The sequence below is a fragment of the Streptomyces alboflavus genome, from assembly GCF_000716675.1.
Classification (GTDB): Bacteria; Actinomycetota; Actinomycetes; order Streptomycetales; family Streptomycetaceae; genus Streptomyces; species Streptomyces alboflavus.
Window position 1 is genome coordinate 72,046 of the sequence record NZ_JNXT01000028.1, and the last position, 25,261, is coordinate 97,306.

Here is a 25,261-nt window from a genome sequence, read left to right on the forward strand (position 1 = left end):
GCGCATGCCGCCGGACGCCCCGGGGGGCCGGGGCGCACATCGACGCGAGGAGTGGCACGTGCGGGTGAGCCTCAAGGATGTCGCGGAACGCGCGGGCGTCTCGATCAAGACCGTCTCGAACGTGGTGAACAAGTATCAGCACGTCACACCGGCGATGCGGGCCCGGGTACAGCAGGCCATCGATGAGCTGGGCTACCGCCCGAACTTGACGGCACGTCACCTCCGCAAGGGCCGCACCGGCATCATCGCGCTCGCCGTCCCCGAGCTCGGCAACCCCTACTTCGCGGAGCTCGCCGGAGCCGTCATCGACGCCGCCGCCGCGCACGACTTCACCGTCCTGCTCGACCACACCCGCGGCGACCGCGAGCAGGAGGTCCTGGTCAGCCAGGGCTTCCGGGCCCGGGTGATCGACGGCCTGATCCTCAGCCCGCTGGAGCTTGAGGCGGAGGACCTGCGGGGCCGCGAGGCCGACGTGCCGCTCGTGCTGCTCGGCGAGCGCGAGTACGACCTGCCCTACGACCACATCGCCATCGACAACGTCGCCGCCGCGCGCACCGCGGTGGGCCACCTCATCGGCCGCGGCCGGAGCTCCATCGCCTACCTCGGCGCCCGCACCGACTCCGCGAACCGCCCCGCCCACCTGCGCCTTCAGGGCTGGCGGGCCGAGCTGACAGCGGCCGGGCTCCCCGCGCCCGACTCCCTGGTGGGGCCGGTCGGCGGCTGGAACCGGGACGACGGGGCGAAGGCGATGGCGCGGATGCTGGACTCCGGGGTGCGTCCTGACGCGGTGTTCGCGTACAACGACCTGGTCGCGATCGGGGCGATGCGGGTCCTGCACGAGCGGGGCCTGAGGGTGCCGTGGGACGTGGCGGTGGTCGGCTTCGACGACATCGCGGAGGGGCAGTTCGGCGCCGTCACGCTGACCACGATCTCGCCCGACAAACAGGCCATCGCCCGGCTCGCGGTGGCCTCGCTGCTGCGCAGCCTCGCGGGCGAAGGGGAGCCGGGCGGGCGGACGCTGTCGGCGGAGTTCGAGCTGGTGGAGCGGGAGAGCACACTCGGGCGGCGGTGAGTCCGGGGGCCGGGACCGCCCGGTGCGTCCGGCCGGGGTGGGCCCGAAGTCCCGGCGGATTCCGGGTGGTTCCGGCCGCCTCGGCCCGGCGCCGATGTGCGGGGCGGGTGTGCGCGAAGGGTTTACAGCCCTCTTTCAACGATGTAAAAAGCTCCCCGTACCACTGAGTTGACCGCAAACCCGTATCTCCCGTGAGCGCTCTCAGTGTGCGCCGGGGCCGTGCCGTTTGGGGACTCCCATGAAGCCGAACATCTTCCTTCGCCGTACCTCGGGCCGCTCTTCGGGCCGCGTCCCGGCCACCACCCTGCTCGCCGTCGGCCTCGTCGCGAGCCTCGCGCTCACCACGGGATGCGCCAAGTCGGAGGACGACGGCGCCGACTCCGGTGACTCGAAGTCCGCCGCCGAGGACGACGCGGGCCAGGTCGTCTCCTCCCCCGGCGCGGGCGGCAAGACCTGCGGACACGGGGACTACGGCGCCAAGAAGCTGGACCTGAAGTCCGCGACCGTCGGCTTCTCGCAGTCCGAGAAGGAGGCCAACCCCTTCCGGATCGCCGAGACCGCCTCCATCAAGGCCGAGGCCGAGAAGCGCGGCGTGAAGCTCCTGACGGCCAACGCCCAGTCGCAGTTCTCCAAGCAGATCAGCGACGTCCAGGACCTCATCGCCAAGGGCGCCGACCTCCTCGTCATCGCCCCGCTGAATTCCGACGGCTGGGAGCCGGTGCTCCGCCAGGCCAAGGCCAAGCACATCCCGATCGTCACCATCGACCGCAAGATCAATGCGGCCGCCTGCAAGGACTATGTGAGCTTCATCGGCTCGGACTTCGTCGAGCAGGGCAGGCGCGCCGCCGACCGCATGATCGAGGCGACCGGCGGCAAGGGCGAGATCGCGATCCTGCTCGGCGCCGCGGGCAACAACGTCACCACCGACCGCACCAAGGGCTTCCAGGAACGGATCGAGGACAAGGCCCCGGACCTGAAGGTCGTCTTCAAGCAGACCGGCGAGTTCGCCCGCGAGAAGGGCCAGCAGGTCACCGAGCAGCTCATCCAGTCCAAGCCCGGGATCGACGGGATCTACGCCGAGAACGACGAGATGGGCCTCGGCGCGGTCGGCGCCCTGAAGGGCGCGGGCAAGAAGGCCGGCGAGGTGAAGATCGTGACGATCGACGGCACCAAGAACGCCGTGCGCGGCATCGTCGACGGCTGGATCGACGGCGTCATCGAGTCCAACCCGCGCTTCGGGCCGCTCGCCTTCAAGACCCTGGACACCTTCACCAAGGGCGGCGAGGTGGCGCAGGACATCGTTATCAAGGACAGCGCCTATACCAAGGACAACGCGAAGTCGGACCTCGGCAAGGCGTACTGACGTGCCGTCGGTGACGCGGTCCGAGGCACGGCCGGTCATGGGGGCCGCCGTGCTCTCGGTGAGCGGCCTCAGCAAGACCTTCCCGGGCGTACGGGCCCTGGACGGCGTCGACTTCACGGCCCGCGCGGGCGAGGTGCACGCGCTGATCGGGGAGAACGGCGCCGGGAAGTCCACGCTCATCAAGGTCCTCACCGGCGTGTACCGGCCCGACCCGGCCGCGGAGCCCGGCACGGGCGTCATCACGTACGACGGCAGTCAGGTGGAGTTCGCCACCCCGCTCGCGGCCCAGCACGCGGGGATCTCCACCATCTACCAGGAGGTCAATCTGGTCCCGCTGATGAGCGTGGCCCGCAACCTCTTCCTCGGCCGGGAGCCGCGCGGTCGCCTCGGCCTGATCGACTTCCGCCGCATGCACCGCGAGGCCGAGCAGGCCCTCGGCGGCCTCGGCGTCCGCGTCGACGTGCGCCGCCCGCTGCGTGAACTGGGCGTCGGCGCACAGCAGATGGTGGCGCTGGCCCGCGCGGTCGCGGTCGACGCGCGCGTGGTCATCATGGACGAGCCGACGTCGTCCCTGGAGCCGCGCGAGGTGGCCACGCTGTTCGGCGTGATCCGGATGCTGCGCGCACGCGGCATCGCCGTGCTCTACGTCAGCCACCGCCTGGACGAGCTGTACGAGGTGTGCGACACCGTGACCGTGCTGCGGGACGGCAGGTCGGTGCACAGCGGCCCGATCGCCGCCCTGGACCGGCTGCGGCTGGTCTCCCTGATGCTCGGCCGTGACGTCGGCGACGTACGCGAGGAAGGCCTGACGAAGTTCAGCGGCAGCCACGACACCGAGGCCCAACCCATTCTGGAGGCACAGGATCTGACGGTCCGCCACCAGTTGCGGGGCGTGTCCCTGGCGATCCGGCCCGGGGAGGTCGTGGGGCTCGGCGGGCTGCTCGGCTCCGGGCGCAGCGAGACCGCGAAGGCCATCGCGGGGGCGCTGCCGCCGGACTCCGGCCGGGTGGTGGTGGCCGGGGTGCCGGTGCGCACCGGGTCCACGCCCGCCGCGATCCGCGCCGGGGTGAGCCTGCTGCCCGAGGACCGCAAGGCCGAGGGCATCGTGCCGGGCCTGTCGGTGCGCGAGAACATCGCTCTCGCCGCCCTTCCGGGCCTGTCCCGGTTCGGCCTGGTCGACGAGGCCCGCATCGACCGCGTGGTCGACACCTTCATGAAGCGCCTGCGCATCAAGGCCTCCGGACCGCACCAGAAGGTCGGCGAACTCTCCGGCGGCAACCAGCAGAAGGTCCTCCTCGCCCGCTGGCTCGCCATGAACCCCAAGGTCCTTCTCCTGGACGAGCCGACGCGCGGCATCGACGTGGGCGCGAAGGCGGAGGTGCAGAAGCTCATCGACGAGCTGGCCGACGACGGGCTCGGCGTGCTGCTCATCTCCTCGGACGTGGAGGAGCTGATCGAGGGCAGCGACCGGGTGGTGGTCCTCAAGGACGGCGCGGTCGTCGAGGAACTCACCGGCGACGCCGTCACGGAGGACCGCCTGATGCGCGCCATCGCGGCCGCGCCCGCCGCACAGGCCACGACCGCCGCCCCCGGAGGTGACGATGACTGACCTCAGCCTCGGCGGCCGCACCCGTGTCGACCGCGACCGCCTCCTGCGCCTGCTCCAGGACTACGGCGTCCATCTGGGCGTCGCCGTCCTGCTCCTGGTGAACATCGCCATCACCCCGCACTTCCTGTCCGCCGAGAACTTCCGCACCCAGGCCGTCCAGGTGGCGCCCGTCCTCATCGTCGCGCTCGGCATGGCCCTCGCCATCGGCAGCGAGGGCGTGGACCTGTCGGTCGGCTCGGTGATGGCGCTCTCCACGTCCCTGCTCTCCCTCTATCTGGGCTACGGCATGTGGATCGCGCTGCTCGTCGCCGTGCTCGGCGGGGCCGCCGTCGGCGTCGCGAACGGGGCGCTCATCGCCTTCATCGGCGTCCAGCCGATCGTCGCCACCCTCGCGTTGATGGTGGCGGGCCGTGGCCTCGCCCAGGTCCTGCTGCCCCAGCTCAAGGACGTGCACGACCCGACGATGGCCTCGCTCGGCTCCGGCGACCTGCTGGGTGTCCCCTATCTGGTGCTGATCGCGGTGGCGCTCGCGCTGCTCGTCGCGTTCGTCGTCCGCCGCACGACCTTCGGCCGCCAGCTCCTCGCGATCGGCGACAGCCGCCCCGCGGCCCGGCTCGCCGGACTTCCGGTGCGCCGCGTGCTGATCCTCGTGTACGTGTGCTCGGGCGCACTCGCCGCCGTCGCAGGCGTCCTCGCGACGGCGCGCCTGACCGCCAGCGACCCGACGTCGCTCGGCAATCTGATGGAGCTGTCCGCCATCACCGCCGTCGTCGTCGGCGGTACCCCGCTCAGCGGCGGCCGCGTGCGCGTCGGCGGCACGGTGGCGGGCGCCGTCCTCATCCAGCTGCTCACGGCCACGCTCATCAAGCACGACGTGTCGCCGTCGTGGACGCAGATCGCGCAGGCCGTGGTGATCATCCTGGCCGTGTACGCGGCGCGCGAGAGGGGGAAGCGATGACGGTCGGCACTCAGAGCCCGGTGGCGCCCAGGGACACGGTCATCCAGGACGAACCGCCCGGCGCGACGCGCTCGGAGCGCCTCAGCGCGCTGGCCCAGCAGCACGGCGCCCTGGTCACCCTGGTGATCGCCGTCCTCGCCGCCTGGCTGTCCTTCGACACGTTCATGACGACCGACAACATGCAGAACATGGCGGTGTCCTCGGCGTTCCTCGCCGTCGTCGCGCTCGGCATGACGTTCGTGATCGTCACGGGCGGCATCGACCTGTCGGTGGGCTCGCTGTTCGCGCTCGGCGGCGTGCTCGCGGCCTGGGGCTCGCAGTACGGCACGGCGGTGGCGCTGCTGCTTCCGCTCGCCGTGTGCGGACTCATCGGCCTCGTCAACGGCCTGCTGATCGCCCGTTCCCGCCTCGCCCCGTTCATTGTGACGCTGGCCGCGCTGCTCGGCGCGCGCGGCATCCTCCTCGCCGTCACCGACGAGGGCTCCAAGACGTACCTCGTCGACAAGGACTCCTTCTTCGCGACGCTCGGCCAGGGCAAGCTGCTCGGCATCGGCGCGCCGGTGTGGATCACGGTGGGCCTGTTCGTGGCCGGTGCCGTGGTGCTGCGGCGCACCCGCTTCGGGCAGTACGTGTACGCGGTCGGCGGCAACGAGGACGCGGCGGCCCTGATGGGCGCGCCCGTGGCCCGCACGAAGACGGCCGTCTACACCCTGTCGGGCCTGTGCGCGGGCCTCGCGGGCGCGCTCAACGCGGCGTGGCTGGCGTCCGGCGTGACCATCCTCGGCTCCGGCATGGAGCTGGAGGCGATCTCCGCGGTCGTCATCGGCGGCACGCTCCTGTCCGGCGGCTTCGGCTTCCTCAGCGGTTCCCTCGTCGGCGTGCTCCTGCTGAAGGTCATCCAGAACGTCATCAACCAGATCGGCTCCCTGGACTCCGCCTATCAACAGGTCGTCAGCGGCGGCTTCCTGGCCGTGGTCGTCATCGCGCAGACCTGGCTCGGACGCAGGAGACGCGTGCTGTAGCTACAGCGGTACGTCCTGCCCCTTGCCCAGGGCGATCACCCCGCCCTTCGACACCGTGTACAGCTCCTCGTCCCGCTCCGGGTTCACGCCGATGGTGGCCCCGGGCGGGACGTCGACGTTCTTGTCCAGGACGGCCCCGCGCACCACCGCGCCCCGCCCGACCCGGACGTTGTCGTGCAGCACCGAGCCCTGCACGACGGCTCCCTCGCCGATGCTCACCCCGGGCGACAGGACGGAGCGGGTGACCTGGCCGCGGATGACGCAGCCGGGGCTGACCACGGACTCGCTCGCGATGCCTCCCGCGCAGAACTTGGCGGGCGGCAGCTGGCCGGAGTGGGTGTAGATGGGCCAGCGGCGGTTGTCCAGGTTGAAGGCGGGCTGGTCGGAGATCAGGTCCATGTGGGCTTCGTAGTACGCGTCCAGGGTGCCGACGTCGCGCCAGTAGCCGTGGTCGCGGGGGGTCTCGCCGGGGACGTGGTTGTCGCCGAAGTCATAGACCTGCGCCACGCCGCGCTCGGTCAGGGACGGCAGGATCGAACCGCCCATGTCGTGCACCGAGTCCGGGTCCTCCGCGTCCCGCTGCAACGCGTCCACCAGGGCCTTGGTCGTGAAGATGTAGTTGCCCATGGAGGCGAGCACCTGGTGCGGGGAGCCGGGCAGGCCCGGCGGGCTGGCAGGCTTCTCCAGGAAGCTCTCGACGCGGGTGCCGTCCCCGGCCGGGGTGATGATCCCGAACTGGGAGGCGTCCGCGCGCGGCACCCTGATCCCGGCGACCGTGACGCCCGCGCCGGACTCGATGTGCCGGGCCAGCATGTGGCGCGGGTCCATGCGGTAGACGTGGTCCGCGCCGAACACCGCGATGTAGTCGGGCTGTTCGTCGTGCACGAGGTTCAGGGACTGCAGGATGGCGTCGGCGCTGCCCAGGTACCAGCGGGGGCCGAGGCGCTGCTGGGCCGGGACGGGGGTGACGTAGTTGCCGAGCAGGCTCGACATCCGCCAGGTGGTGGAGACGTGCCGGTCCAGGGAGTGCGACTTGTACTGCGTGAGCACGCAGATGCGCAGGATGTCGCCGTTGACGAGGTTGGAGAGCACGAAGTCGACGAGGCGGTACGTCCCGCCGAACGTCACCGCGGGTTTCGCCCGGTCGGCCGTGAGCGGCATCAGCCGTTTGCCCTCACCGCCCGCGAGCACGATCCCCAGCACCGAAGGTCCACCGCGCATGGCCGCCCCCTGCCGCTCCTAGGACTTGAGTAACCCCGTCACGCCCTCGTACACATCGAGCGTGCGCCGCGCCACCGCGCGCCAGCCGAACTCGCGCTCCGCGCGGTGGCGTCCGGCCGCGCCCATCGCCCCGGCCCGGCGCGGGTCGGCGGCGAGGTGGTTCAGGAGCACGGCCAGGTCGTGCTCGAAACGTTCCGGATCGCGCGCGTCGTAGGGCACGAGGAGCCCCGTCGTGCCGTCGGAGACGACCTCCGGGATGCCGCCGACCCGCGAGGCCACGACGGCCGTCCCGCACGCCATCGCCTCCAGGTTCACGATGCCGAGCGGCTCGTACACCGAAGGGCACACGAACACCGCCGCGTGGCTGAGGAGTTGGACGACCTCGGGGCGGGGCAGCATGCGCGGGATCCAGGTGACGCCGTCGCGGGTGCGGCCGAGCTCCTCGAAGAGGCTCCGGAACTCCCGGTCGATCTCCGGGGTGTCGGGGGCGCCCGCGCACAGCACGAGCTGGACGCCGGGGTCCAGGTGCCGGGCGGCACGCAGCAGATGGGGCACGCCCTTCTGGCGGGTGATGCGGCCGACGAACAGCACATAGGGGCGGGCCGTGTCGATGCCGTGCCGGTGCAGGGCGCTGGTGCCCGGGTCGGGGCGGTACAGGTCGGTGTCGATGCCGTTGTGGACGACGTGCACCTTCGCCGGGTCGACGGCCGGGTAGCAGCCGAGGATGTCCTCGCGCATGCCGCGGGAGACGGCGATGACGGCGTCGGCGGCCTCGATGGCGGTGCGCTCGGCCCAGCCGGAGAGGGCGTAGCCGCCGCCGAGCTGCTCGGCCTTCCAGGGGCGCAGCGGCTCAAGCGAGTGCGAGGTCATGACGTGCGGGATGCCGTGCAGGAGCTTGCCGACGTGCCCGGCGAGGTTGGCGTACCAGGTGTGCGAGTGGACGAGGTCGCGGCCGGCGAGCGCGGCCGCCATGGACAGGTCCACGGAGAGGGTGCGCAGCGCGTCGTTGGCGGTGTCGAGGTCGGCCCAGGCGCGGTGGCGCACGACACCGTCGGCCGAGCCCTCGCCCCAGCAGTGCACGTCGAGGTCGGTGAGCGTCCGTAACTCCCGCGCCAGGAACTCGACATGGACGCCCGCGCCGCCGTAGACATCCGGCGGGTACTCGCGGGTGAGCAGTCCCACTTTCACGAGCGGAGCCCCCCGTCGTCGGCCGGCTCCCTCATGGTCACCCAGACGCCGCGCCGTGGGAAGACCGCGACGGGGGCCGGTCGAAACAGCAGTCGCCGCACAGGCCGCCGTTCGGACAGCGGTAGTAGAGGCAGCAGCTGCGGCGCCTGAACGCGGTCCCGTCGAGGGTTCCGGTCGCGGCGAGGGAGGGGTGGGCGAAGAGTTCCGCGGCGAGGTCAAGGGCCCGCTCCCCCACGTCGGGGCGGCCCTCGCGGGCGGCCCAGGCGTGCAGTTCGCGGGCCGCTCCGGCGAGGGCCGAGCCCGCGTTGCCCCGCAGCAGGGCAGGCGAGACGCGGAAGCGGGCACGCAGGGCGCGGGCGAGCGGCGCGAGATGGCCGTCGTGGACGACCTCGTGGACGCGGGCCGCGTCGGCCGGAAACGTACGGTCGCCGGTGAGCCGCAGGTCGTCCGGCGAGGTGCCGTCCGCGTCCCACAGCAGCCGCTCCGGGTCCAGGTCGGGCACGCGGCCGTACAGCGCGGCCGGGCCGAGCGCGAGGGACCACAGGCGGGCGGCGAGGCCGAGCTGCGCCACCGAGGCGGCGACGCGGTCCTCGGGAGCGGCGAGCCGGGCGGCGACCTTCGCGACCCGGAACGTCAGCGGGTCACTCTCCGCATCTCTTTGGTCACTCTCGTAGCAACTGGCCAGTGTCACATGGCGCCCGCCCGCGCGCTCCCCCATCCTGAGAGAGAAGAAGCCCCCGACGGAACCGACGACGGCCCAGTCGATCCCGCGTTCCCGATACTCCTGAGTAGTCACCCGAGCAGTACAGCAGGCCACCGATTCCCCCCGGCAACCAGACCTGGGGAGGACATGGAGGGGGTCGTACTCCATCGGTAGTAGGACGGATTGACTGCTCAGGGACGACGACTTGGCGCGCTCCGCGCGACATTGTGGTGAACATGGAAGCCGACCGCTCGCCGCACCGGGCACACCGGATGCACAGGGACCCCGCCGACCGTTCCGCACGGTCGTGCCGCGCGCCCGGGAACAGCTCATGAGCGCCCTCGCACTGTCCGTCGTGCTCTCCCTGATCTCCGCCGTGGCCTACGCGGGCGGGGCGATCATCCAGGAGCAGGTGGCGGCCAAGTCCGCGGCGCAGCAGTACGCCCCCTTGCGCAACGGCGCCTGGTGGGTCGCGGTGGTCCTCAACGGCCTCGGCGGTCTGCTGCACGTGGTGGCGCTCGCCTACGGCCCGCTGAGCCTGGTGCAGCCGCTCGGCGCCCTGACGATCGTGTTCGCGCTGCCGATGGCGGCGCTGTTCGTGCGCCGCAAGGCGGGGTCCACGGCGTGGCGCGGCGCCATCATGGCGACGGTGGGCCTGGTCGGGATGCTCTCACTGACGCAGGCGACGGCCTCGCAGTCGCTCGCCGACACCGAGCGGATCGGGCTCGCGCTCGGGACCGCCGGGGCGGTCGTCACGCTGATGCTGCTCGCGCACGCCGCCCACCGGCACCCCGCGGTGCGCGGCATGCTGCTCGCCACGGCGGCGGGCATCGCCTTCGGGATCTCCTCGGTGTTCACCAAGACCGTCGCGGTGGACTGGGACGCGCACGAGCCGCTGACGCGGCAGGTGCCGAGCCTCGCGGTCATCGCGGTCCTCGCGGTCAGCGGACTGCTCCTCTCGCAGGCCTCCTACCGGGGCGCCGGCCTCGCGGCGCCGCTGTCGGCGGTGACCGTCGTGAATCCCGTGATCGCGGCCGCGGTCGGGCTCACCCTGTTCGGAGAATCCTTCCGCTACGGCACGGCGGGCACGGCCGTCGCCCTCGCCTGCGGCGTCGTCGCGGCGGGCGGTCTGATCCTGCTGACGACGGAACGTATCGGCGCCCCGCACCAGAGCGACGCGCCCGCCACGGCGAACGACCGCCCCGCAGGCACCGGCACGCAGCTCCTCGACCGCCCCCTGGACACCCGGGACGGCGCCGAGAACGCCGAGAACTCCGACGCCACCACGTCCCCGTCGCCCGCAGCCGCCCGCGCGGCCGACGACGCCACGGTCACCGAGCAGCGCAAGCCCGTCCATGACGAGCGCCCGCTGACGGAGCCGGGCCGCCGCCCGCTGGCCGGCGAACAGCCCGCCCCTGAAGGGCGGCTGGTGCCGGAACCGCTGACCGCGATGCCGCTCCAGCCGTCGTCGATGAAGACGACGTTCCCCAGAGCGTCGCTGACCCGGCCCGGGCGGGAGCAGCACAGCGTGTCCTGACGCCGCGCGGGACATGCGCCCGCGCGGGGTGGCGGAGAGCCGAGGCGGAGGAGCGTCTCAGATACGCACCCCACGCGCCCGCAGGTACGCCAGCGGATCCACGTCCGCGCCGAAGCCGGGTCCGGTCCTGATCTCGAAGTGCAGGTGCGGCCCCGAGCTGTTGCCGGTCGAGCCGGAGCGGCCGATGCGCTGGCCGGGTCCGACCTGCTGGCCCGCCTTCACCGTGAGCGCCGACAGATGGGCGTACTGCGAGTACTTGCCGTCGGTGTGCCGGATGACGACCTGGTAGCCGTAACTGCCGCCCCAGCCGGACGAGACGACCGTGCCCGAGGCGACGGCCTTCACCGACGTGCCGGTGGGCACGGGGAAGTCGACGCCCGTGTGGTAGCCCTTCGACCAGGAGCTGCCCGTGGCGCGGTACGGCGTGCCGATGGAGCCGGAGACGGGTGCGGTCGCGCCGGACGAGGACGTGGCGGCCTCGGCCTTCTGCCGACCGGCGGGCGCGGTGTCCCGCTTCGGCTTCGGCGCCGGCTTGTGTTCCTTGACCGGCGGCTTCGCGCGCTCGGGCCTGCTCTCCTGCCTCTTTTCGGGCTTCTTCTCGGGCTTCTTCTCGTCGTGCTGCACGGGCCGCTTCTCGGGGCGCTTCTCGCGCTCGGGCGGCGTGCGGCGCTCCGGCGGGCGCACGGGAGCCTTGCCCCGCTCCGCTCCGCGCAGCGAGAGCCGCTGGCCGGGCGTGATGAGGTCCGGGTCGGCGCCGATGGCGCGGCGGTTGTTCTCGTACAGCTGCGGCCAGCCGCCCCGGACGCGGCGCTCCTCGGCGATGCCGGAGAGGGTGTCGCCGCGCACGACCGTGTACATCCGGGCGGTGCCCGCGGTGGACTGCGGGGTCACTTCGGGCTTGACGTCACGGACGGTGCGCTTGGGGGTCCTGGGGGTGCCGTCGGTCTTCGCCTCGCCCGTCGCCTTCTTCGCTTGCGGGGCGGTGGCGGGCCTGAGGTCGGGGCTGTCGCCGCCGCGGGTGAGGCCCGCGCGCTGGGAGCACACCGGCCAGGCGCCGGGGCCCTGGCCGTCGAGGACCTTCTCGGCGACGGCGATCTGCTGGCTCTTGGTGGCGAGGTCGGCGCGCGAGGCGTAGGCCGTGCCGCCGTAGGCCTCCCAGGTGGACTGGGTGAACTGGAGGCCGCCGTAGTAGCCGTTGCCGGTGTTGATGCTCCAGTTGTTGGTGGACTCGCAGGCCGCGACCTTGTTCCAGGTGTCCACGTCCGCGGCGTGGCCCGTGCCCGCGGACATCAGCGGCAGGGCGATACCGGCCCCGCCCGCCGTGACCGTGAGCGAGGCACGGTTGATCCGGCTCGGCTGGTACCGGCGATGCCGGCCTCGTAAGGCCATGAAAGCCCCCTCAGACACACGTCGGACTGGTCATACGTTCAGCCACAGGACAAGGCCGCAAGCTAGCCGGTCGGCCGTGGGCGTGACAAGAGTACGGCGCCGAGGGGGCTTTGCACGGGTGGTTCCGAGTCACTTCCCCAAATGCCCCGCCAGCCACCGAAGTTGCACATCCTCCTGATATGGTCCGCCGCCCTCATGGTCATTGAAGGAGTACACCTCCATCGAACGCTCCGACCCCGCATAGGAGTTGAATGCGGCGAAAACGGTGGACGGCGGGCAGGTCTCGTCCTCCAGGGCGGCGGAGAAAAGCGCGGGCGCGCGCCCGCGGGCCGCGAAGTGCACGCCGTCGAAGTACGAAAGGGTCCGGAACACCCGCTCGTCGCGGCCGATCCTGGTCCGCAGATACTGGGCGATCTCCTGGTACGGCAGCCGGTCCGAGAGCGTCACGGCGCGCGGGAAGTCGCACAGGAACGGCACGTCGGGGGCGATCGCCGCGAGGTCGCCGACGAGCGCGCCGACGGCGATCGAGATGCCGCCGCCCTGGCTGCCGCCGACCGCGGCGACCCGTGCGGAGTCCACCAGCGGGTGGCTGCGGGCGGCCTCCACGGCGCGCACGCCGTCGGTGAACACACGCCGGTAGTAGTAGTCGTGCGGGTCGTCGATACCGCGGGTCAGACAGCCGGGATGCGCGGGACCGCTGCCCACCGGGTCCGGTGTGTCGCCCGCGGAGCCGCTGCTTGCCTGCCCCCGCGTGTCCATCACGAAGTGCGCGTACCCGGCGGCCGACCACAGCAGCCGCTGGTGCGGCAGCCCTCGCCCGCCCCCGTACCCGATGAACTCCACGACCGTGGGCAGCGGCCCCGTCGCACCCGCCGGGACCAGGAGCCAGCCCTTGACCGGATGCCCGCCGAAGCCCGCGTACGTCACGTCGAACACCTCGACCGTCGACAGGGGCGTCGCGACCGGCTCGAACCGCGCGTTCAGATCGTGTGCACGCGCGGCCGAAAGGGTCTTCTCCCAGAACACGTCGAAGTCGTCCGGCTCGGACAATTCCGGGCGGTATCGGCGCAGTTCTTCCAAGGGCAGGTCGAAATGGGGCACGGGCGGCTTCTCCTTCGGACACCGTGTCGGGAAGTCACGGTACGCCGCCGGGTGATACTTGCGCACAGATGGGATACCTCGGATTGGCCAGGAACTCAGGAGCCAGAGCATGAGTGCTTCAGCGCAGATCGGTGTCACGGGACTCGCGGTGATGGGGCGCAACCTCGCCCGCAATTTCGTCCGCAACGGCTACACGGTCGCGGTGCACAACCGCACGGCCGCCAAGACCCGTGCCCTCGTCGAGGAGTTCGGCCACGAGGGCGAGTTCGTCGGCGCCGAGTCCGCCGAGGATCTCGTCGCGGCCCTGGAGCGCCCGCGCCGCCTCGTCGTCATGGTGAAGGCCGGGGAGCCGACGGACGCGGTCATCAAGGAGTTCGCACCGCTCCTGGAGCCGGGCGACATGATCGTGGACGGCGGCAACGCGCACTTCGCGGACACCCGCCGACGCGAGCGCGAGCTGCGCGAGCAGGGCATCCACTTCGTCGGCACGGGCGTGTCCGGCGGCGAGGAGGGCGCCCTGAACGGCCCGAGCATCATGCCGGGCGGCTCCAAGGAGTCCTACGAGGCGCTCGGCCCGATGCTGGAGAAGATCTCCGCGAAGGCCGCCGACGGCAGCCCCTGCACGGCACACATCGGCCCGGACGGCGCCGGTCACTTCGTGAAGATGGTGCACAACGGCATCGAGTACGCGGACATGCAGCTGATCGCCGAGGCGTACCAGCTCCTTCGCGACGTCGCCGGCTACTCCCCCGCCGAGATCGCGGACATCTTCCGCACCTGGAACACCGGCCGCCTCGACTCCTATCTGATCGAGATCACCGCCGAGGTCCTCGCGCACGTCGACGCCGCCACCGGCGAGCCGTTCGTGGACGTCGTCCAGGACCAGGCGGAGCAGAAGGGCACCGGCCGCTGGACCGTGCAGATCGCCCTCGACCTCGGGGTGCCGGTGTCGGGCATCGCGGAGGCGGTGTTCGCCCGTGCGGTGTCCGGTCACAAGGACCTGCGCGACGCGTCGCGCGGCCTCGCGGGCCCGAAGGCGCAGCCGCTCGGCAAGGAGGAGGCGGCAGCGTTCGCCGACCAGGTCGAGCAGGCGCTGTACGCGTCCAAGATCGTGTCGTACACGCAGGGCTTCCACGAGATCGCGGCGGGCAGCGACGCGTACGACTGGAACGTCGACCTGGGGCAGGTCGCCTCGATCTGGCGCGGCGGCTGCATCATCCGGGCCGCGTTCCTCGACCGCATCCGCGCCGCCTACGACGCCCGCGCCGACCTGCCGAGCCTGCTGGCCGACGAGGGCTTCGCGCGGGAGATCGGCGAGGCCCAGGACGACTGGCGTGCCGTCCTGGTGGCCGCGACGCTCCAGGGCGTGCCCGCACCGGGCTTCGCCGCGGCCCTCGCCTACTACGACGCGCTGCGCGCCGACCGGCTCCCGGCCGCGCTCACGCAGGGCCAGCGGGACTACTTCGGCGCGCACACCTACCGGCGCACCGACCGGGAGGGGTCGTTCCACACGCTGTGGGGCGGGGACCGCTCCGAGGTCGGCGCGTAGCGCTCGGTCACATGGGTTGCGGCTCGGGCTCCGGCGGCACGGGGTCCGGGCCGGGACCCGGCGGCCGCGGCACCGGGGACGGTGACGGCTCCGGCAGCGGCACGGGGTCGGGGACCGGGCGCGGCGGCCCGCCCGGGTCGGGCGCGGGGCCGGGGCCCGGCGTGGGGTCCGGGTGCGGGCCCGGGGTGGGTCCCGGCGGTACGGGGTCGGGGAACGGGTGGGTCATGGTTCCTCCAGCGGATCGGAGGCGGGTCGCCCCGGGCCGGACTCCCCGGCCCGAAGGGGGCCCGGAGGTCCGGGCCGCGGGCGTCTCCACTCTCTCCCGGCTCGCGTGCCCACGCCCGGCGAGTCCACGCGTCCCGTCCCGGTGATCCGGGCCACCCGGGCCACCCGGGCCGCCACGGACCCGGATCGCCCGATCGCCGTACGACAACAGGTGGTCAGTCCCGTACGCGGCTGAGGCGTACGACGGGGATGTCCCGGGTGGTCTTCTCGCGGTACTCGGCGTACAGGCCGAAGACGTCGACGAGGTGCGGCCAGACGCGTTCCTTGTCCTCGGCCGAAAGGGTCTCCGCGCGGGCGTCGAACCGCTCGGTGCCCACGCGCAGGCGGACGTCGGGCTCGTCGCGCAGGTTCAGGTACCACAGCGGGTGCTTGTCGGCGCCGCCGTTGGACGCCACGATCAGGTAGTCGTCGCCGTCGCGGCCGTAGATGAGGACGGTGCGCCGCCACTGCCCGGAGCGGCGGCCCCGGTAGTCGAGCAGCAGGCAGGGCGCGCCCTGGACGACGGCGCCCTTCGTCCCGCCGGACTCCTCGTACAGACGGGCCTGTTGGGCCACCCAGCCCGTCGGGCTGATCACGGCTTCTTCGGGTGAGGTCATGGTCGAACCCTAGGCGGGGCTCGCGGGCCGACGCCTCATTCCGAGGAGTGATCCCTCCGCGGTACGTCGGCCGGTTCCGGGGCGGGTCGCTGCGCGGTGTGCCCGCACAGGCGTGCCGCTTCGCGCAGGCCGGTGCGGGGGCTGCTGAGCACGGGTGTCGCGGCGGGCGCGCGGTCGGCAGCCTCGGCCATGGACGCCTGCGCGAGGAGGACCGCGCCGACCGAGCCCGCGACCCGCTCGACGGCGTCGGCGACGCGCCCCAGGTACCCCGCCCGGTCCCCCGCCTCGAACCGCTCCCAGGCGCCGTCCACCAGCACGGTCCGGATGTCGACGGCCCGGCCCGCGCGGACGGCCTCCTCACGCACGAGGGCGACGGTCGGCTCCAGGGTCGAGGCGACCGTGGCGACGACGGCGACAGCCGGGCCCGCACGCACCGCCGCGGCCGCCATGGGCCGGTCGACGCGCAGCACGGGCACCCCCGTGGCGACGGCGTGCGACTCGGCGACGCCGCCGATGGTCGAGCAGGTGCACAGCACCGCGTCGGCGCCGTCGGCGGCCTCGGCGAGCACCGCCCGGACGGCGTCGGAGACGGCGTCCGGGCCCTCGGCGCGGGCCCGCGCGAGCAGGTCCTCGTGGACGCGGTGGCGCAGCGCGAGGCCCGGGTGGTCGGCGTCGCGCAGGGCGTCGAAGACGGGGATGTGCGCGGGCGAGGTGTGCAGGAGGGCCAGGGTCACCACGCCGACGGGTCCGCCTTCGCCTTGGCGAGGGCGGCCTCGACGAGCGCGGCGGACGGGACCGGCGCCTCGTCCGGATGGCGCTCGGCCCACTTGGCGACGTACGGGCACAGCGGTACGACGGCGCGGCCCTCGCGGGCGGCGATCGTGTACAGCTCCCGGGCGAGGGCGCCCGCGATGCCCCGGCCCGCGTGCGCGGACGGCACCTCCGTGTGCACGGGCACGAGGGCCGGCGCGGGCTCGGACAGGGTGAAGTAGACGATCTCGCCGACGACTCGGCCGTCCTCGCGGGCCCGCAGGGCCCCGTCGGTCCGTTCGTCGTGGATGCCGATGGCTCCGCCGGTGTCACTCATGGCCGCTCCTCACCTTGTCCGCGCCCGCCGAGGTCCGGTGCGGCCTGCGGGGCCGTGCCCGCTCCATGCCGCTCCACGCCGCTCCACGCCGGTTCGCGCCCGTCCGTCCGGGACGTGTCCCGGCCTGTGTCCAACCTACGAGGCGACCCAGCCCCGCGCCCGCGCCAGGTCGAGGACGCAGGCCCTGACCTGCTTGATCTGGTCGCCCGTCAGCGTGCCCGCCGAGTCGAGCAGGGCCTCGGTGAGCTCCCGGCCGAAGGCGTCGGCCGTCGACGCGGTCGGCTCGCCGTCGGCACCAGCACCGGCGGCGGCAGCGGCGGAAGCGGCGGGCCGGGCCGCGAGGCCGCCGCTGCGCAGCTGGTGCGAGGTGGACTGGTGGACCAGGCGGATGTTCGACGCCTTGGGCCCCTTCTCCCCCATCTCCAGGAAGAACTCGACCTGGCTCCCCTCCTGATAGAGGTACTTCTCGTCCACGAGGTCGTTCGCGTGCATGAACACGTCCTCGTCGCCCACCTCGGGGGCGATGAACCCGTATCCGCGGACCTCGTCGAACCGAAGGACCTTCCCCGCCGTCAGCACAGCCATGCCAGCACACCTCACCACACGCCACACGGTGGGCATCACCCTGTGTGAGCCCCCACAACCGAATGAATCTGTAGCCAGAACCTACCTTGTCGGTCTCAGGAGGACGAGGGCCGCCCGCACCCGAGGTGCTCGCGCAGCACGGTCTCGGCGCAGGCCACGGCTCCCTCGATCGAGCCGGGGTCGGGCGTCCAGCAGTCGCTGACGATGTACACCGCCTCACCGGGCAGCGGCCTGCGGACGCGGGGCGCGATCTCGTCGGGGTCGCGTCCGGGCCGCCACACGTGCCAGGCCCCGTCGTGCGGCGGCAGGCCCCAGTCCTGCAGGCGCACGGCCAGCGGGTCCTCCAGGCGGGGCAGGCCGTGCATCCGGGCCAGCAGGCGCTGGGTCCGCCCGACCAGGTCACGGCCGGGGTCGGTGGGGTCGGTGCCGGGCTCGCGCGCCGCTTCCCAGGTCTTCGTCGCGGGCCCGCTGGGGTAGGCGGCGAGCAGCAGCGCGGGGCCGTCGTCGCGGGCGGGGCCGGGCGGCGGGCAGGTGCCGCCGTACCAGAGCTGCCGCAGCGGCAGGTCCGTCGTGGCGCGGCCGCGGGTCATGCCGAGGCCGCGCCACCAGGCCGTCCGGTACAGCAGGAAGAGCTTCTGCGCGGGCACGGCCTCGACCGCCGCCAGGTCCGCGCGCAGCCGGGGCGTGAACGGAAGGCCGTCCCCGTCGAGCCGCAGCAGCGGGCCCTGGGGCAGGGCGAGGACGACGGTGTGCGCGTGGACGTGGGCGTGGGCGCCGGTGGCGCGGCCTTCGGGGTCCTCCAGGGCGAACGTCAGGCGGTAGCGGGGGCGGCGGGCGGCCCCGGGTGCGGTGGCGGACGGGGCACGGTCGTGGTGCGGCCCGGCGCGGTCGACGCGCAGGAGCCGGTGGCCGAGGCGCAGGGTGCCGCCCGCCGCTGTGAAGCGGTCGCGCAGGGCGAGGGGCAGGCTCTGCATGCCGCGGCGCAGCGTCAGATACGCGGCGTCCGGCGGGGTGCGGAAGAGAATGCCGAGTTGTTCGGCGGCGTTCTCCCGGCTGTACGCCACGTCGTAGCCGCCGGTGTCGTGCAGGAGCGCGACCGCCTCCGCCCCGAGCACGGCCCGCAGGGCGTCGGCGTACGTGGTCCACCGCAGGGGCCGGCCCGCGACGGTCGCCCGGCCGCGGCGGGTGCGGAAGGCGGTGGCGCACCGGGCGGCGCGTTCCGTGTCGCCCCGCTCGAGGGCCTCGTGGTGGCGGCGGCGCAGTGCGGTGAAGCCGGGGACGAGCGCGTCGGCCGCGCGGAGCACCAGGTCGCCGGGGCCGAGGCCGCGTTCGCCGCCCGCGAGGTGGTAGGGGATGCGCGTGGCGTCGGTCAGGTCGCGCTGGCGCAGGGTCACGCCGCGTAGGTGGGTGGGGTTCTCGGGGCGTCCGAAGTCGAAGGGCACGAGGTCGCCGGTGAGTCCCGCCTCGTCGACGACGTCCAGGACCTGCCGCAGTCCGCTGTGCAGGCGCATCGCCCCGAGGTCGGCGTGCGGTCCTTCGCCCCCGTGCGGTCCTTCGCCCATGGGGACCGACCACAGCCGTCCGCCCACCCGGTGCGCGCGTTCGAAGAGCGCCACGCGGCCGGGGTGGAATTCACCGGCGCGTTCCCGGTGCCCGGCAAGGCGAGCGGCGAGGAGACAGCCGCCTATTCCGGCTCCGACTATCGCCGTGTCGAGTTCGGGAACGGCCGGTAATGGCTGGCGAGTTCGCGCCGTCGACGGCGTGGTCGTGTTTGCCACTGCATGGTTTACCGCACTCTGGTGTTGATCTACAGTCGCGCTCACGTACCCGTCTTAGCACATTCCGGCGCCCACGCTTCTTTCGGTGCCGGACCGCACGCCTGAGCACGCTGGAGAAACCGCATGATCTTCCGCAAAGATGTCGTCGCCGAAACCGCGGGCGCCTATGACGCGTTGGCCGCCTACTTCCAGGACGTCCGGTCGTTCTTCGAGGTACTCAGCGTGCGTTTCAGTCTGCCCGAGTACGGGGTGCGGCTGCGCCCCATAGCCGGGAACGAACTGTTCTCGAATGCCAACAGCTACCTGCTGTCCGACGACAGTTCGTACCCCTACTACCTGTGGCTGCCGAGTTGGCTCGGCCGTTTCTACATCGACGCCGACCGGATCGCGGACGGCGGCCGCGCCGATGACGTGCGCACCGCCGACGCCCGCCACATCGCGTTCGTGTGGCCGTGGCTCGGCTTCAACGACGCCTACGTCAAGGACGCCGGGGAGCCCGAGTGTTGGTTCGGTGTGGCGGAGCCCCGGCCGCAGGATCCGCGGGAGACGGTGCGCACGACGGCGCAGAGCCTGTTCAACCACTTCCGTCTTGAGCACACCCTCGACGGCGAGGACCAGGGCTGGTTGACCGGGCACTTCACGCCGGACGCGGAGATCGGCTGCAATCTCACGGGCCGTTGGCATCTGCGCCGGGTGCCGCTCTCGGCGCTCACGAGCTATTACGAGGTCGAGCGGAACGTCATCCAGCCGCTCGGCGAGAAGTTCAGCGCGCTCGCGTCCGTACCCCTTGCGTACGCGCCGAACGACCGACAGCCGCAGGGGCACCCTGAGCCGGTGCCGTCTGCTGTGCGGTCGTGAACTTCCATGAATTCCACGGAGTGAGACACCCCGGCGATAGGGGTCATTGAGGGGTACTCCGGGGCTATCCGAACCCCGCGCGGCCACAGAACAATCGCACAAGTCAGAGGTGTCAAGACGAGAGGTGACCCATGCGAGGAATCGACAGCACCATCTCCGCCATCACGTTGAACTCCGTCCACCTCGAAGGCGGTCCGAGTCCGCTTTCGGGGAATGTCGTCCTCGCCGAGTTGAACGAAGTGATCTGCTCCGCCGAGAAGATCAAGATTCGGCACGGAAACGGTTACGAGCACTATGAGTTCATCGACGCGCCGGTCACGCCCGACGCGGCTTCGCACAACGACGCGTCGGGGCCGCTGAAACTGCGCTGGGTCGGCCGCACGAAAATCGCCGAGTAGCAGCAGACAGCAGGGCACAACTCGCCGGCAGGGTCACGCGCTTCGAGAACCCCCACGAGAAAGGGCCCCCACCGCTCGCGCGGTGGGGGCCCTTTCTCGTGCGGACCGGACCCGGGGGGAATCCGGTCCCGTCAGTCGCCGCGTTCCCGGGGCGGGTAGGACGCGTACGGGCTGCCGGTCTGCGCGGGCACGGGATGCTGGTGTCCGGCGTGCGGGGGCGTGCCCTGGCGCGGCGACTCCGGGCGGATGCGGCGCGGCCACCACGCGGCCCGGCCGAGCAGGGCGGTGAGGGCGGGTGTGAAGAACATCGCCATCACGAAGGCACCGATGACGATGCCGAAGGCCACCGCGAACCCGATCTGGGCGAGCGAGACATCGCTGGCGAGCATCATCGACGCGAACGAACCCGCGAGGATCACACCGGCAGCGGCCACCGTCGGGCCCGCGTGCTGGATGCTCTTGGCGGTGGCCGCACGCGGGCCGAGCCCTTCCTTGGCCTCTTCCCGCAGGCGCGCCACCATCAGGATGTTGTAGTCGGTACCGATGGCGACCACGAACAAGTACATGATGACGGGCAGGAAGAACGTCAGGCCCGACTGGCCCTGGACCTGCTGGAAGAGGAGCACGCTCGCGCCGAGCGTGGCGCCGAAGCCGAGTGCGACCGACACCATCAGATAGATCGGCGCGACGATGCTGCGCAGCAGCAGGCCGAGGATGAGCATGATGAGCGCGGCCGCCGTCGGGAAGACCACCGAGAAGTCCCGGTTGACGGCCTTGTTGATGTCGACGAACACGGACGTGACGCCGCCGACCTTCGTCTCGGTGCCCTGGGGTGCCGCCTCGTGGGCCGCGGTGCGGAGCGGTCCCCGTACGACGTCCATCGCCTCGCGGCCGTTGGGGTCCATCGTCAGGACGGCGTTGAACTCGGCGGTCGTGCCGTCCTTGCTGAGCTGGGTGCGCGAGGCGCTGCCGACGCCCTTGACCTTCTTGAGCTCGGTGACGAAGGACTTCATGTCGGCGGCGCGGAGCTTCTCGCCGTCGGTGGAGCGCATCAGGACGGTGCTCGGGTTGGTGCTGCCCGCCGGCAGGTCCTTGCTCATGGCGTGCAGCGCGACCTGGGACTCCTTCTTGGAGTTCTCGTCTTCCTGGCTCGCGAAGGTCGGCTTGTAGCCGAACGAGCCGAGCGCGAGCACGATCATGAGGAGGCCGGAGCCGATGACGAACAGGCCGGGGCGGCGCGCCACGGACTTGCCCACGGCCTCGAAGCGGGCCGCGCGCGGCTCCCGCTGCCAGGACTTGGACGGCCAGAAGACCTTGGTGCCCATCAGCGAGATGATCGCCGGGATCAGGGTGAGGCTGGCGAGCAGGGTCACGCCGATGGCGATGGCCAGGGCCGGGCCCATGGAGACGAGGAAGCTGAGCGACGAGAGCAGCAGCGCGAGGAAGCAGACGATGACGGCGCCGGCGGCCGAGGCGATGGCCTCGCCGACCCGGCCGACCGCGGAGATCATCGCGGTCTTCGGGTCCTCACCGAGCCGCAGCCGCTCCCGGTAGCGGAACATCAGGAACAGGATGTAGTCGGTGCCGACGCCGAAGAGCACCACGATCAACAGGGACGACACCGAACTGTCGGCCTTGAGGTGGAACTCCTTGGCGGCGATCGCGATCAGGCCGTTGGCGATCTGGGAGACGAGCGTGATGCCGACGATGGTGAGGACGGTGATCGTGGGGCTGCGGAAGATGATCGTCATCAGGACGACGATCAGGACGATGGTGCCGATGAAGATCAGCCCGTCGGCCTTCTTGGAGGCCTCCTCGTTGTCGAGCTGAGTGGCGGCGTCACCCGTGACCCCCGCCTTCAGCCCCGAGTCGGCGACCAGCGGCTTGAGGTCGTCCCGCATGTCCTCGACCGCGTGCTGCTGGCCCTTGTCGCCCGCCTTCACATCGGCCATCGACACCATCACCGTCTGCACCTTCTTGTGCGGTGACGGCGGCGCGGTGATGACCTGCTCGACCTTGTCGTACTTCTTGGCCTTGAGGGCCTTGCCGACCTTGGTGACCTCGGCCGAGTCGGCCTTGTCCAGGGGCTTGCCGTCCTCCCGCGTGAAGACCACGATCGCCGACGGGCTGAAGCCCTTCGGGAACGCCTTCTCCTGGATCTTCTGCGCCTGGATCGACTCGTAGTGCTTGGGAAGGAACTCGGCCTGATCGGTTGTGGTGGTCAGCGACGGGGCGTAGCCGATCACGGCCGCCCCGGCGATGAGCCAGCCGATGATCACCAGCCAGCGGTGGCCGACGACGAAACGTCCTAGTGCTTTGAACACGGTTCCTTCCTCCACTCCGGATCACACCGAAGTACTTGGTCTTGCGGGGGCTTGTGGTGCGGCTCAGCACCAGTGGTGCGGTTCAGGGCTTGTCGCGGTGCTCGCTCGGGCCGGTCGGCGCGCCGCAGAAGGGGGCGACGAGGCCGGGCAGCGCCGCCTCCGCGAACCGGAGCCCGTCGGCGACGCCGACGTCACGTATGCGCACGGCGCCCTTGCCGGCCGCGGTGGTGGCGGTCAGCGTGCACAGCCCGGCGCGGCGCTGCGTGTAGGTCTGTCTGCCGGTCCAGCCGACGACGCGGTCGCGCCGCAGCGCCACCGTCCGCCGGACGAACGTGCCCTGGCGTACGACGAGGTAGTCGCCGCACAGCGCGTGGCCGAGGCCGCGGTAGGCGTCCACCGCGAGCGGCGCGCCGCAGGCCGCGGCGAGCACCGCGGCCACGGGGGCGGCCCACCACGGCAGCGCTCCGGCGGCCGCGCAGGCCCCGGCCAGGGCAGCGGCCCCGGCCGGGGCCAGCAGGCAACCGCGCACCAGACGGCGGCGCAGCGCGGGCCGGGGGTGGCCGCGCAACACCGCCTGAGTGATCGGCGACGCCGCCTCGTCGAGGACGTCGGCCGTGATCTGGTGCGCGGAGTTCAGGGGCGCGGCCGGGATGAGCTGGGCCGGGCCGAGCGTGCCGGGAAACTGGGTGCCGCGGCCGCCGAGCCCGGTCGCCAGGAGGCTCAGGCGTCCTGCGGCGAGCAGCCGCAGGGGCAGGGGGCGGCTCAGCTCCACCCCGCAGATCCGCCGCTCGGCCACGGACACCGACCGGGAGGTGAGCAGGCCGCGGCTGATGTGCAGGGCGCCTTCCGGCTCGCGCTCGATGCGGTGCCCGTACCAGGCCTCGGTGAACGCCACGAGGGAGCCCGCGACGCCGACGGTGAGCAGCACGAGCGTCACGACGGCGACGGCCACGGCGAGCGGCACGGCGGACAGCCAGTCCCAGACGCCCCGCGCGGTGCCGCTGTCGGTGACGTCGAGCCCGAGGGTGTCCAGGAGCTTGGAGACACCGGTGACCACGGCGAGGACCCCGGCGAAGGTGGTGACGGTCAGGGGCGCGTAGCGGGCCCACGACCAGCGCATCCGGGCGAGCGGCACCGGCAGCGCGGGGGCCTCGCCGCCGGTGCCGCCCGCGCCCCGGCCGAGCAGCAGCGCCCGGAACTGGACGGCCTGCTCGCGCGAGATCCCGTCGAGCACCAGTTCCTCGTCCTCGCTGCGGGCGGTGTGCTCGCCGGTGCCGACCTTCACGGCCGCGAGCCCGAACAGCCGGTGCACGGGGTTGGCCGTCAGGTCGGCGCTGCGGACGCGGTCGCGGGGGATCGACTTGTCCGTGCGGAAGAGGAGTCCGGAGTGCAGTTCGACCTGGCTGTCGGTGATGCGGAAGCGGGTGGTGCGGTAGCGCACCCACTCGTGTCCCGCCTGGACGCCCGCCACCACGATGTAGGAGCCGAGGACGATCAGGCCGTGGGAGTTGAGCAGGTCCCGGGCCACCAGGATGGCGCCGAGCAGGGGCACGGCCGGGCCCACGAGCCAGCTGACGCTGACCACGATCATGCGCGGGTGCAGACGCTGCCACGGCTGCTCCGCGGTCGGCGGCTCCTTGTCCGGTGCGTCGAGCACCGGTGTACGCACGCTCACGTGCCGTCCTCACGCAGGGCGCGGACGCGCTCGGTGAGGTCCCGGACCAGTTCGTCGGCCAGGTCCTTGTCCAGGCCGACGATGGTGACCGGACCCGCGGCCGACGCGGTGGTCACGGTCACCGCGGAGAGCCCGAAGAGCTGCATCAGCGGGCCGCGCCTGGAGTCCAGGGTCTGGATCCGGGTGAACGGCACGACGCGCCATTCGCGGGTGAGCCAGCCGGAGGTGGCGCACACGGCGTCGTCGCCCGCCTCCCAGCGGTGCACGCGGTAGCGGTACCAGGGGGTGAGCAGCGCGTAGCCCACGCCGACGGGGCACAGCACCGCGAGGACGGTCCACAGCCAGGACGGGGCGTCCGGGGTCAGCGCCGCGGCCGCGAGAGCGGCGAGCACCGGCACCACGACCAGGAGGTTCTGCGTCAGCCACCAGTGGACGGCGCGCCGGTCCGGGCGGCGGGCGGGCCGCGGCATGCCGAGCACGAGCGGAACACCGGAGTCCGGAGGTGTCGCCTCCGCACCGCCCCGCGCTGCCTGCCGCGTCTGCTGTGGCACTGCCCCTCCGCCCCTGTGGCTGTCGTTGTCCCACCAGCCAAACAACCGGGACGGGGAGCGAGGCAGAGCGCTTCGTGTGGAGTGGAAGCGACCAAGGTTGCAACTTCAGGGGAGCGCTACCCACTTTCGTACGCTCCGCTGTTTCGTATGGACCAGGTCCGCTTCGTGGGCGTGTGGGCGACAGTAGGGTGACCGCGTGACAGGGCCGATTCGATGGTTGGGCCGCAGCGCCGTTCAGGACACCATCCTCGTCGCCACTCTCATCGCACTCAACGTCTTCGTCGCCTTCTGGAGCGGCTTTCCCCGGGAAGAGCATCCGAGGTTTGGGCCGTGGGCGGGGTTGGGGTTGCAGGTGGTTGTGGTGGTGGTGTTGGTGGTGCGGCGGGTGTGGCCGTTGTTTGTGTTGGGTGTG

The 25,261-nt window shown here is 72.1% G+C and carries 24 protein-coding genes; 10 read left to right on the forward strand and 14 right to left on the reverse strand.

From position 1 onward, the window contains the following. Positions 1-58: 58 nt before the first annotated feature. The 5 genes from OO63_RS21855 (at position 59) to OO63_RS21875 (ending at position 6,024) form a co-directional block, all read left to right on the forward strand. Complete coding sequence (locus tag OO63_RS21855; protein WP_030360858.1) at positions 59-1,072, forward strand: LacI family DNA-binding transcriptional regulator; 1,014 nt, start codon at positions 59-61, stop codon at positions 1,070-1,072. A 238-nt stretch (positions 1,073-1,310) separates the two neighbouring features. Beyond that, positions 1,311-2,435: an ABC transporter substrate-binding protein gene (locus OO63_RS21860; RefSeq protein WP_030360859.1), complete on the forward strand. Its 1,125-nt coding sequence runs from the start codon at positions 1,311-1,313 to the stop codon at positions 2,433-2,435. A 37-nt stretch (positions 2,436-2,472) separates the two neighbouring features. Next, on the forward strand, positions 2,473-4,044 hold the full coding sequence (locus tag OO63_RS21865) for a sugar ABC transporter ATP-binding protein (RefSeq protein WP_030360860.1): 1,572 nt from the start codon (positions 2,473-2,475) through the stop codon (positions 4,042-4,044). Next, positions 4,037-5,002 (forward strand): ABC transporter permease, encoded by a 966-nt coding sequence (locus OO63_RS21870; protein WP_030360861.1) that lies wholly within the window; start codon positions 4,037-4,039, stop codon positions 5,000-5,002. The genes OO63_RS21865 and OO63_RS21870 overlap by 8 nt, the downstream gene beginning before the upstream one ends. Continuing rightward, a complete protein-coding gene (locus OO63_RS21875) occupies positions 4,999-6,024 on the forward strand; it encodes an ABC transporter permease (protein ID WP_030360862.1) in 1,026 nt (341 codons plus the stop codon). The genes OO63_RS21870 and OO63_RS21875 overlap by 4 nt, the downstream gene beginning before the upstream one ends. Here OO63_RS21875 and glgC read toward each other — a convergent pair whose 3' ends face one another. The 3 genes from glgC to OO63_RS21890 are packed head-to-tail and all read right to left on the reverse strand — an operon-like array spanning position 6,025 to position 9,151. Continuing rightward, complete coding sequence (gene glgC / locus OO63_RS21880) at positions 6,025-7,245, reverse strand: glucose-1-phosphate adenylyltransferase (protein ID WP_078619282.1); 1,221 nt, start codon at positions 7,243-7,245, stop codon at positions 6,025-6,027. It lies immediately after the preceding gene. An 18-nt stretch (positions 7,246-7,263) separates the two neighbouring features. Beyond that, a complete protein-coding gene (gene glgA / locus OO63_RS21885) occupies positions 7,264-8,433 on the reverse strand; it encodes a glycogen synthase (protein WP_030360864.1) in 1,170 nt (389 codons plus the stop codon). 37 nt (positions 8,434-8,470) lie between these two features. Next, on the reverse strand, positions 8,471-9,151 hold the full coding sequence (locus tag OO63_RS21890) for a (2Fe-2S)-binding protein (protein ID WP_051811080.1): 681 nt from the start codon (positions 9,149-9,151) through the stop codon (positions 8,471-8,473). Positions 9,152-9,467: 316 nt separating this feature from the next. On the opposite strand from OO63_RS21890, the gene OO63_RS21895 reads away from it, so the two are divergent. Further along, complete coding sequence (locus OO63_RS21895) at positions 9,468-10,673, forward strand: DMT family transporter (protein ID WP_031192671.1); 1,206 nt, start codon at positions 9,468-9,470, stop codon at positions 10,671-10,673. A 57-nt stretch (positions 10,674-10,730) separates the two neighbouring features. Here the strand turns inward: OO63_RS21895 and OO63_RS21900 are convergent, their stop codons facing one another. Continuing rightward, a complete protein-coding gene (locus OO63_RS21900) occupies positions 10,731-12,062 on the reverse strand; it encodes a transglycosylase family protein (RefSeq protein WP_030360867.1) in 1,332 nt (443 codons plus the stop codon). Positions 12,063-12,191: 129 nt separating this feature from the next. Next, positions 12,192-13,163 (reverse strand): acetylxylan esterase, encoded by a 972-nt coding sequence (locus tag OO63_RS21905; RefSeq protein ID WP_030360868.1) that lies wholly within the window; start codon positions 13,161-13,163, stop codon positions 12,192-12,194. A 109-nt stretch (positions 13,164-13,272) separates the two neighbouring features. On the opposite strand from OO63_RS21905, the gene gndA reads away from it, so the two are divergent. Continuing rightward, on the forward strand, positions 13,273-14,712 hold the full coding sequence (gene gndA / locus OO63_RS21910; RefSeq protein ID WP_030360869.1) for an NADP-dependent phosphogluconate dehydrogenase: 1,440 nt from the start codon (positions 13,273-13,275) through the stop codon (positions 14,710-14,712). A 7-nt stretch (positions 14,713-14,719) separates the two neighbouring features. On the opposite strand, the gene OO63_RS43675 is transcribed toward gndA, so the two are convergent. From OO63_RS43675 to OO63_RS21935, 6 genes are all read right to left on the reverse strand, one after another. Continuing rightward, positions 14,720-14,938, reverse strand: a complete 219-nt coding sequence (locus tag OO63_RS43675; RefSeq protein ID WP_078619284.1) for a hypothetical protein — start codon at positions 14,936-14,938, stop codon at positions 14,720-14,722. Between the two features lie 214 nt (positions 14,939-15,152). Further along, a complete protein-coding gene (locus tag OO63_RS21915; protein WP_030360870.1) occupies positions 15,153-15,593 on the reverse strand; it encodes a nitroreductase family deazaflavin-dependent oxidoreductase in 441 nt (146 codons plus the stop codon). Between the two features lie 35 nt (positions 15,594-15,628). Next, the gene (locus tag OO63_RS21920; protein WP_234311320.1) at positions 15,629-16,327 is read right to left on the reverse strand and encodes an aspartate/glutamate racemase family protein; all 699 of its coding nucleotides are present in this window, start codon (positions 16,325-16,327) and stop codon (positions 15,629-15,631) included. Next, entirely contained in the window at positions 16,324-16,680 is a 357-nt protein-coding gene (locus tag OO63_RS21925; protein ID WP_030360872.1) for a GNAT family N-acetyltransferase, read from the reverse strand. The genes OO63_RS21920 and OO63_RS21925 overlap by 4 nt, the downstream gene beginning before the upstream one ends. 135 nt (positions 16,681-16,815) lie before the next feature. Further along, a complete protein-coding gene (locus OO63_RS21930) occupies positions 16,816-17,259 on the reverse strand; it encodes a cold-shock protein (RefSeq protein ID WP_030360873.1) in 444 nt (147 codons plus the stop codon). Between the two features lie 101 nt (positions 17,260-17,360). Continuing rightward, the gene (locus OO63_RS21935) at positions 17,361-19,088 is read right to left on the reverse strand and encodes an FAD-dependent oxidoreductase (RefSeq protein ID WP_078619285.1); all 1,728 of its coding nucleotides are present in this window, start codon (positions 19,086-19,088) and stop codon (positions 17,361-17,363) included. Positions 19,089-19,166: 78 nt separating this feature from the next. Here OO63_RS21935 and OO63_RS21945 point away from each other — a divergent pair, with 78 nt between their 5' ends. Both OO63_RS21945 and OO63_RS21950 read left to right on the forward strand, forming a co-directional pair. Beyond that, positions 19,167-19,901, forward strand: coding sequence for a hypothetical protein (locus OO63_RS21945; RefSeq protein ID WP_030360876.1), 735 nt, complete (start codon positions 19,167-19,169; stop codon positions 19,899-19,901). Positions 19,902-20,032: 131 nt separating this feature from the next. Then, positions 20,033-20,299, forward strand: coding sequence for a DUF5988 family protein (locus OO63_RS21950; protein ID WP_030360877.1), 267 nt, complete (start codon positions 20,033-20,035; stop codon positions 20,297-20,299). A 131-nt stretch (positions 20,300-20,430) separates the two neighbouring features. On the opposite strand, the gene OO63_RS21955 is transcribed toward OO63_RS21950, so the two are convergent. From OO63_RS21955 to OO63_RS21965, 3 genes are all read right to left on the reverse strand, one after another. Further along, a complete protein-coding gene (locus OO63_RS21955; protein ID WP_234311319.1) occupies positions 20,431-22,623 on the reverse strand; it encodes an MMPL family transporter in 2,193 nt (730 codons plus the stop codon). Positions 22,624-22,705: 82 nt separating this feature from the next. Then, positions 22,706-24,298, reverse strand: coding sequence for a PH domain-containing protein (locus tag OO63_RS21960; RefSeq protein WP_051811074.1), 1,593 nt, complete (start codon positions 24,296-24,298; stop codon positions 22,706-22,708). Further along, on the reverse strand, positions 24,295-24,849 hold the full coding sequence (locus tag OO63_RS21965) for a PH domain-containing protein (RefSeq protein WP_199819528.1): 555 nt from the start codon (positions 24,847-24,849) through the stop codon (positions 24,295-24,297). The genes OO63_RS21960 and OO63_RS21965 overlap by 4 nt, the downstream gene beginning before the upstream one ends. A gap of 196 nt (positions 24,850-25,045) precedes the next feature. On the opposite strand from OO63_RS21965, the gene OO63_RS21970 reads away from it, so the two are divergent. After that, on the forward strand, positions 25,046-25,261 hold a 216-nt coding region (locus OO63_RS21970; RefSeq protein WP_157854029.1), incomplete at its 3' end, for a hypothetical protein.

Coding starts and splice junctions, on each gene's coding strand:
- OO63_RS21860 (WP_030360859.1), top strand. CDS start 1,311: ATGAAGCCGAACATCTTCCTTCGCCGTACCTCGGGCCGCTCTTCGGGC.
- OO63_RS21865 (WP_030360860.1), top strand. CDS start 2,473: ATGGGGGCCGCCGTGCTCTCGGTGAGCGGCCTCAGCAAGACCTTCCCG.
- OO63_RS21870 (WP_030360861.1), top strand. CDS start 4,037: ATGACTGACCTCAGCCTCGGCGGCCGCACCCGTGTCGACCGCGACCGC.
- OO63_RS21875 (WP_030360862.1), top strand. CDS start 4,999: ATGACGGTCGGCACTCAGAGCCCGGTGGCGCCCAGGGACACGGTCATC.
- glgC (WP_078619282.1), bottom strand. CDS start 7,245: ATGCGCGGTGGACCTTCGGTGCTGGGGATCGTGCTCGCGGGCGGTGAG.
- OO63_RS21890 (WP_051811080.1), bottom strand. CDS start 9,151: ATGGGGGAGCGCGCGGGCGGGCGCCATGTGACACTGGCCAGTTGCTAC.
- OO63_RS21895 (WP_031192671.1), top strand. CDS start 9,468: ATGAGCGCCCTCGCACTGTCCGTCGTGCTCTCCCTGATCTCCGCCGTG.
- OO63_RS21900 (WP_030360867.1), bottom strand. CDS start 12,062: ATGGCCTTACGAGGCCGGCATCGCCGGTACCAGCCGAGCCGGATCAAC.
- gndA (WP_030360869.1), top strand. CDS start 13,273: ATGAGTGCTTCAGCGCAGATCGGTGTCACGGGACTCGCGGTGATGGGG.
- OO63_RS43675 (WP_078619284.1), bottom strand. CDS start 14,938: ATGACCCACCCGTTCCCCGACCCCGTACCGCCGGGACCCACCCCGGGC.
- OO63_RS21915 (WP_030360870.1), bottom strand. CDS start 15,593: ATGACCTCACCCGAAGAAGCCGTGATCAGCCCGACGGGCTGGGTGGCC.
- OO63_RS21925 (WP_030360872.1), bottom strand. CDS start 16,680: ATGAGTGACACCGGCGGAGCCATCGGCATCCACGACGAACGGACCGAC.
- OO63_RS21945 (WP_030360876.1), top strand. CDS start 19,167: ATGATCTTCCGCAAAGATGTCGTCGCCGAAACCGCGGGCGCCTATGAC.
- OO63_RS21950 (WP_030360877.1), top strand. CDS start 20,033: ATGCGAGGAATCGACAGCACCATCTCCGCCATCACGTTGAACTCCGTC.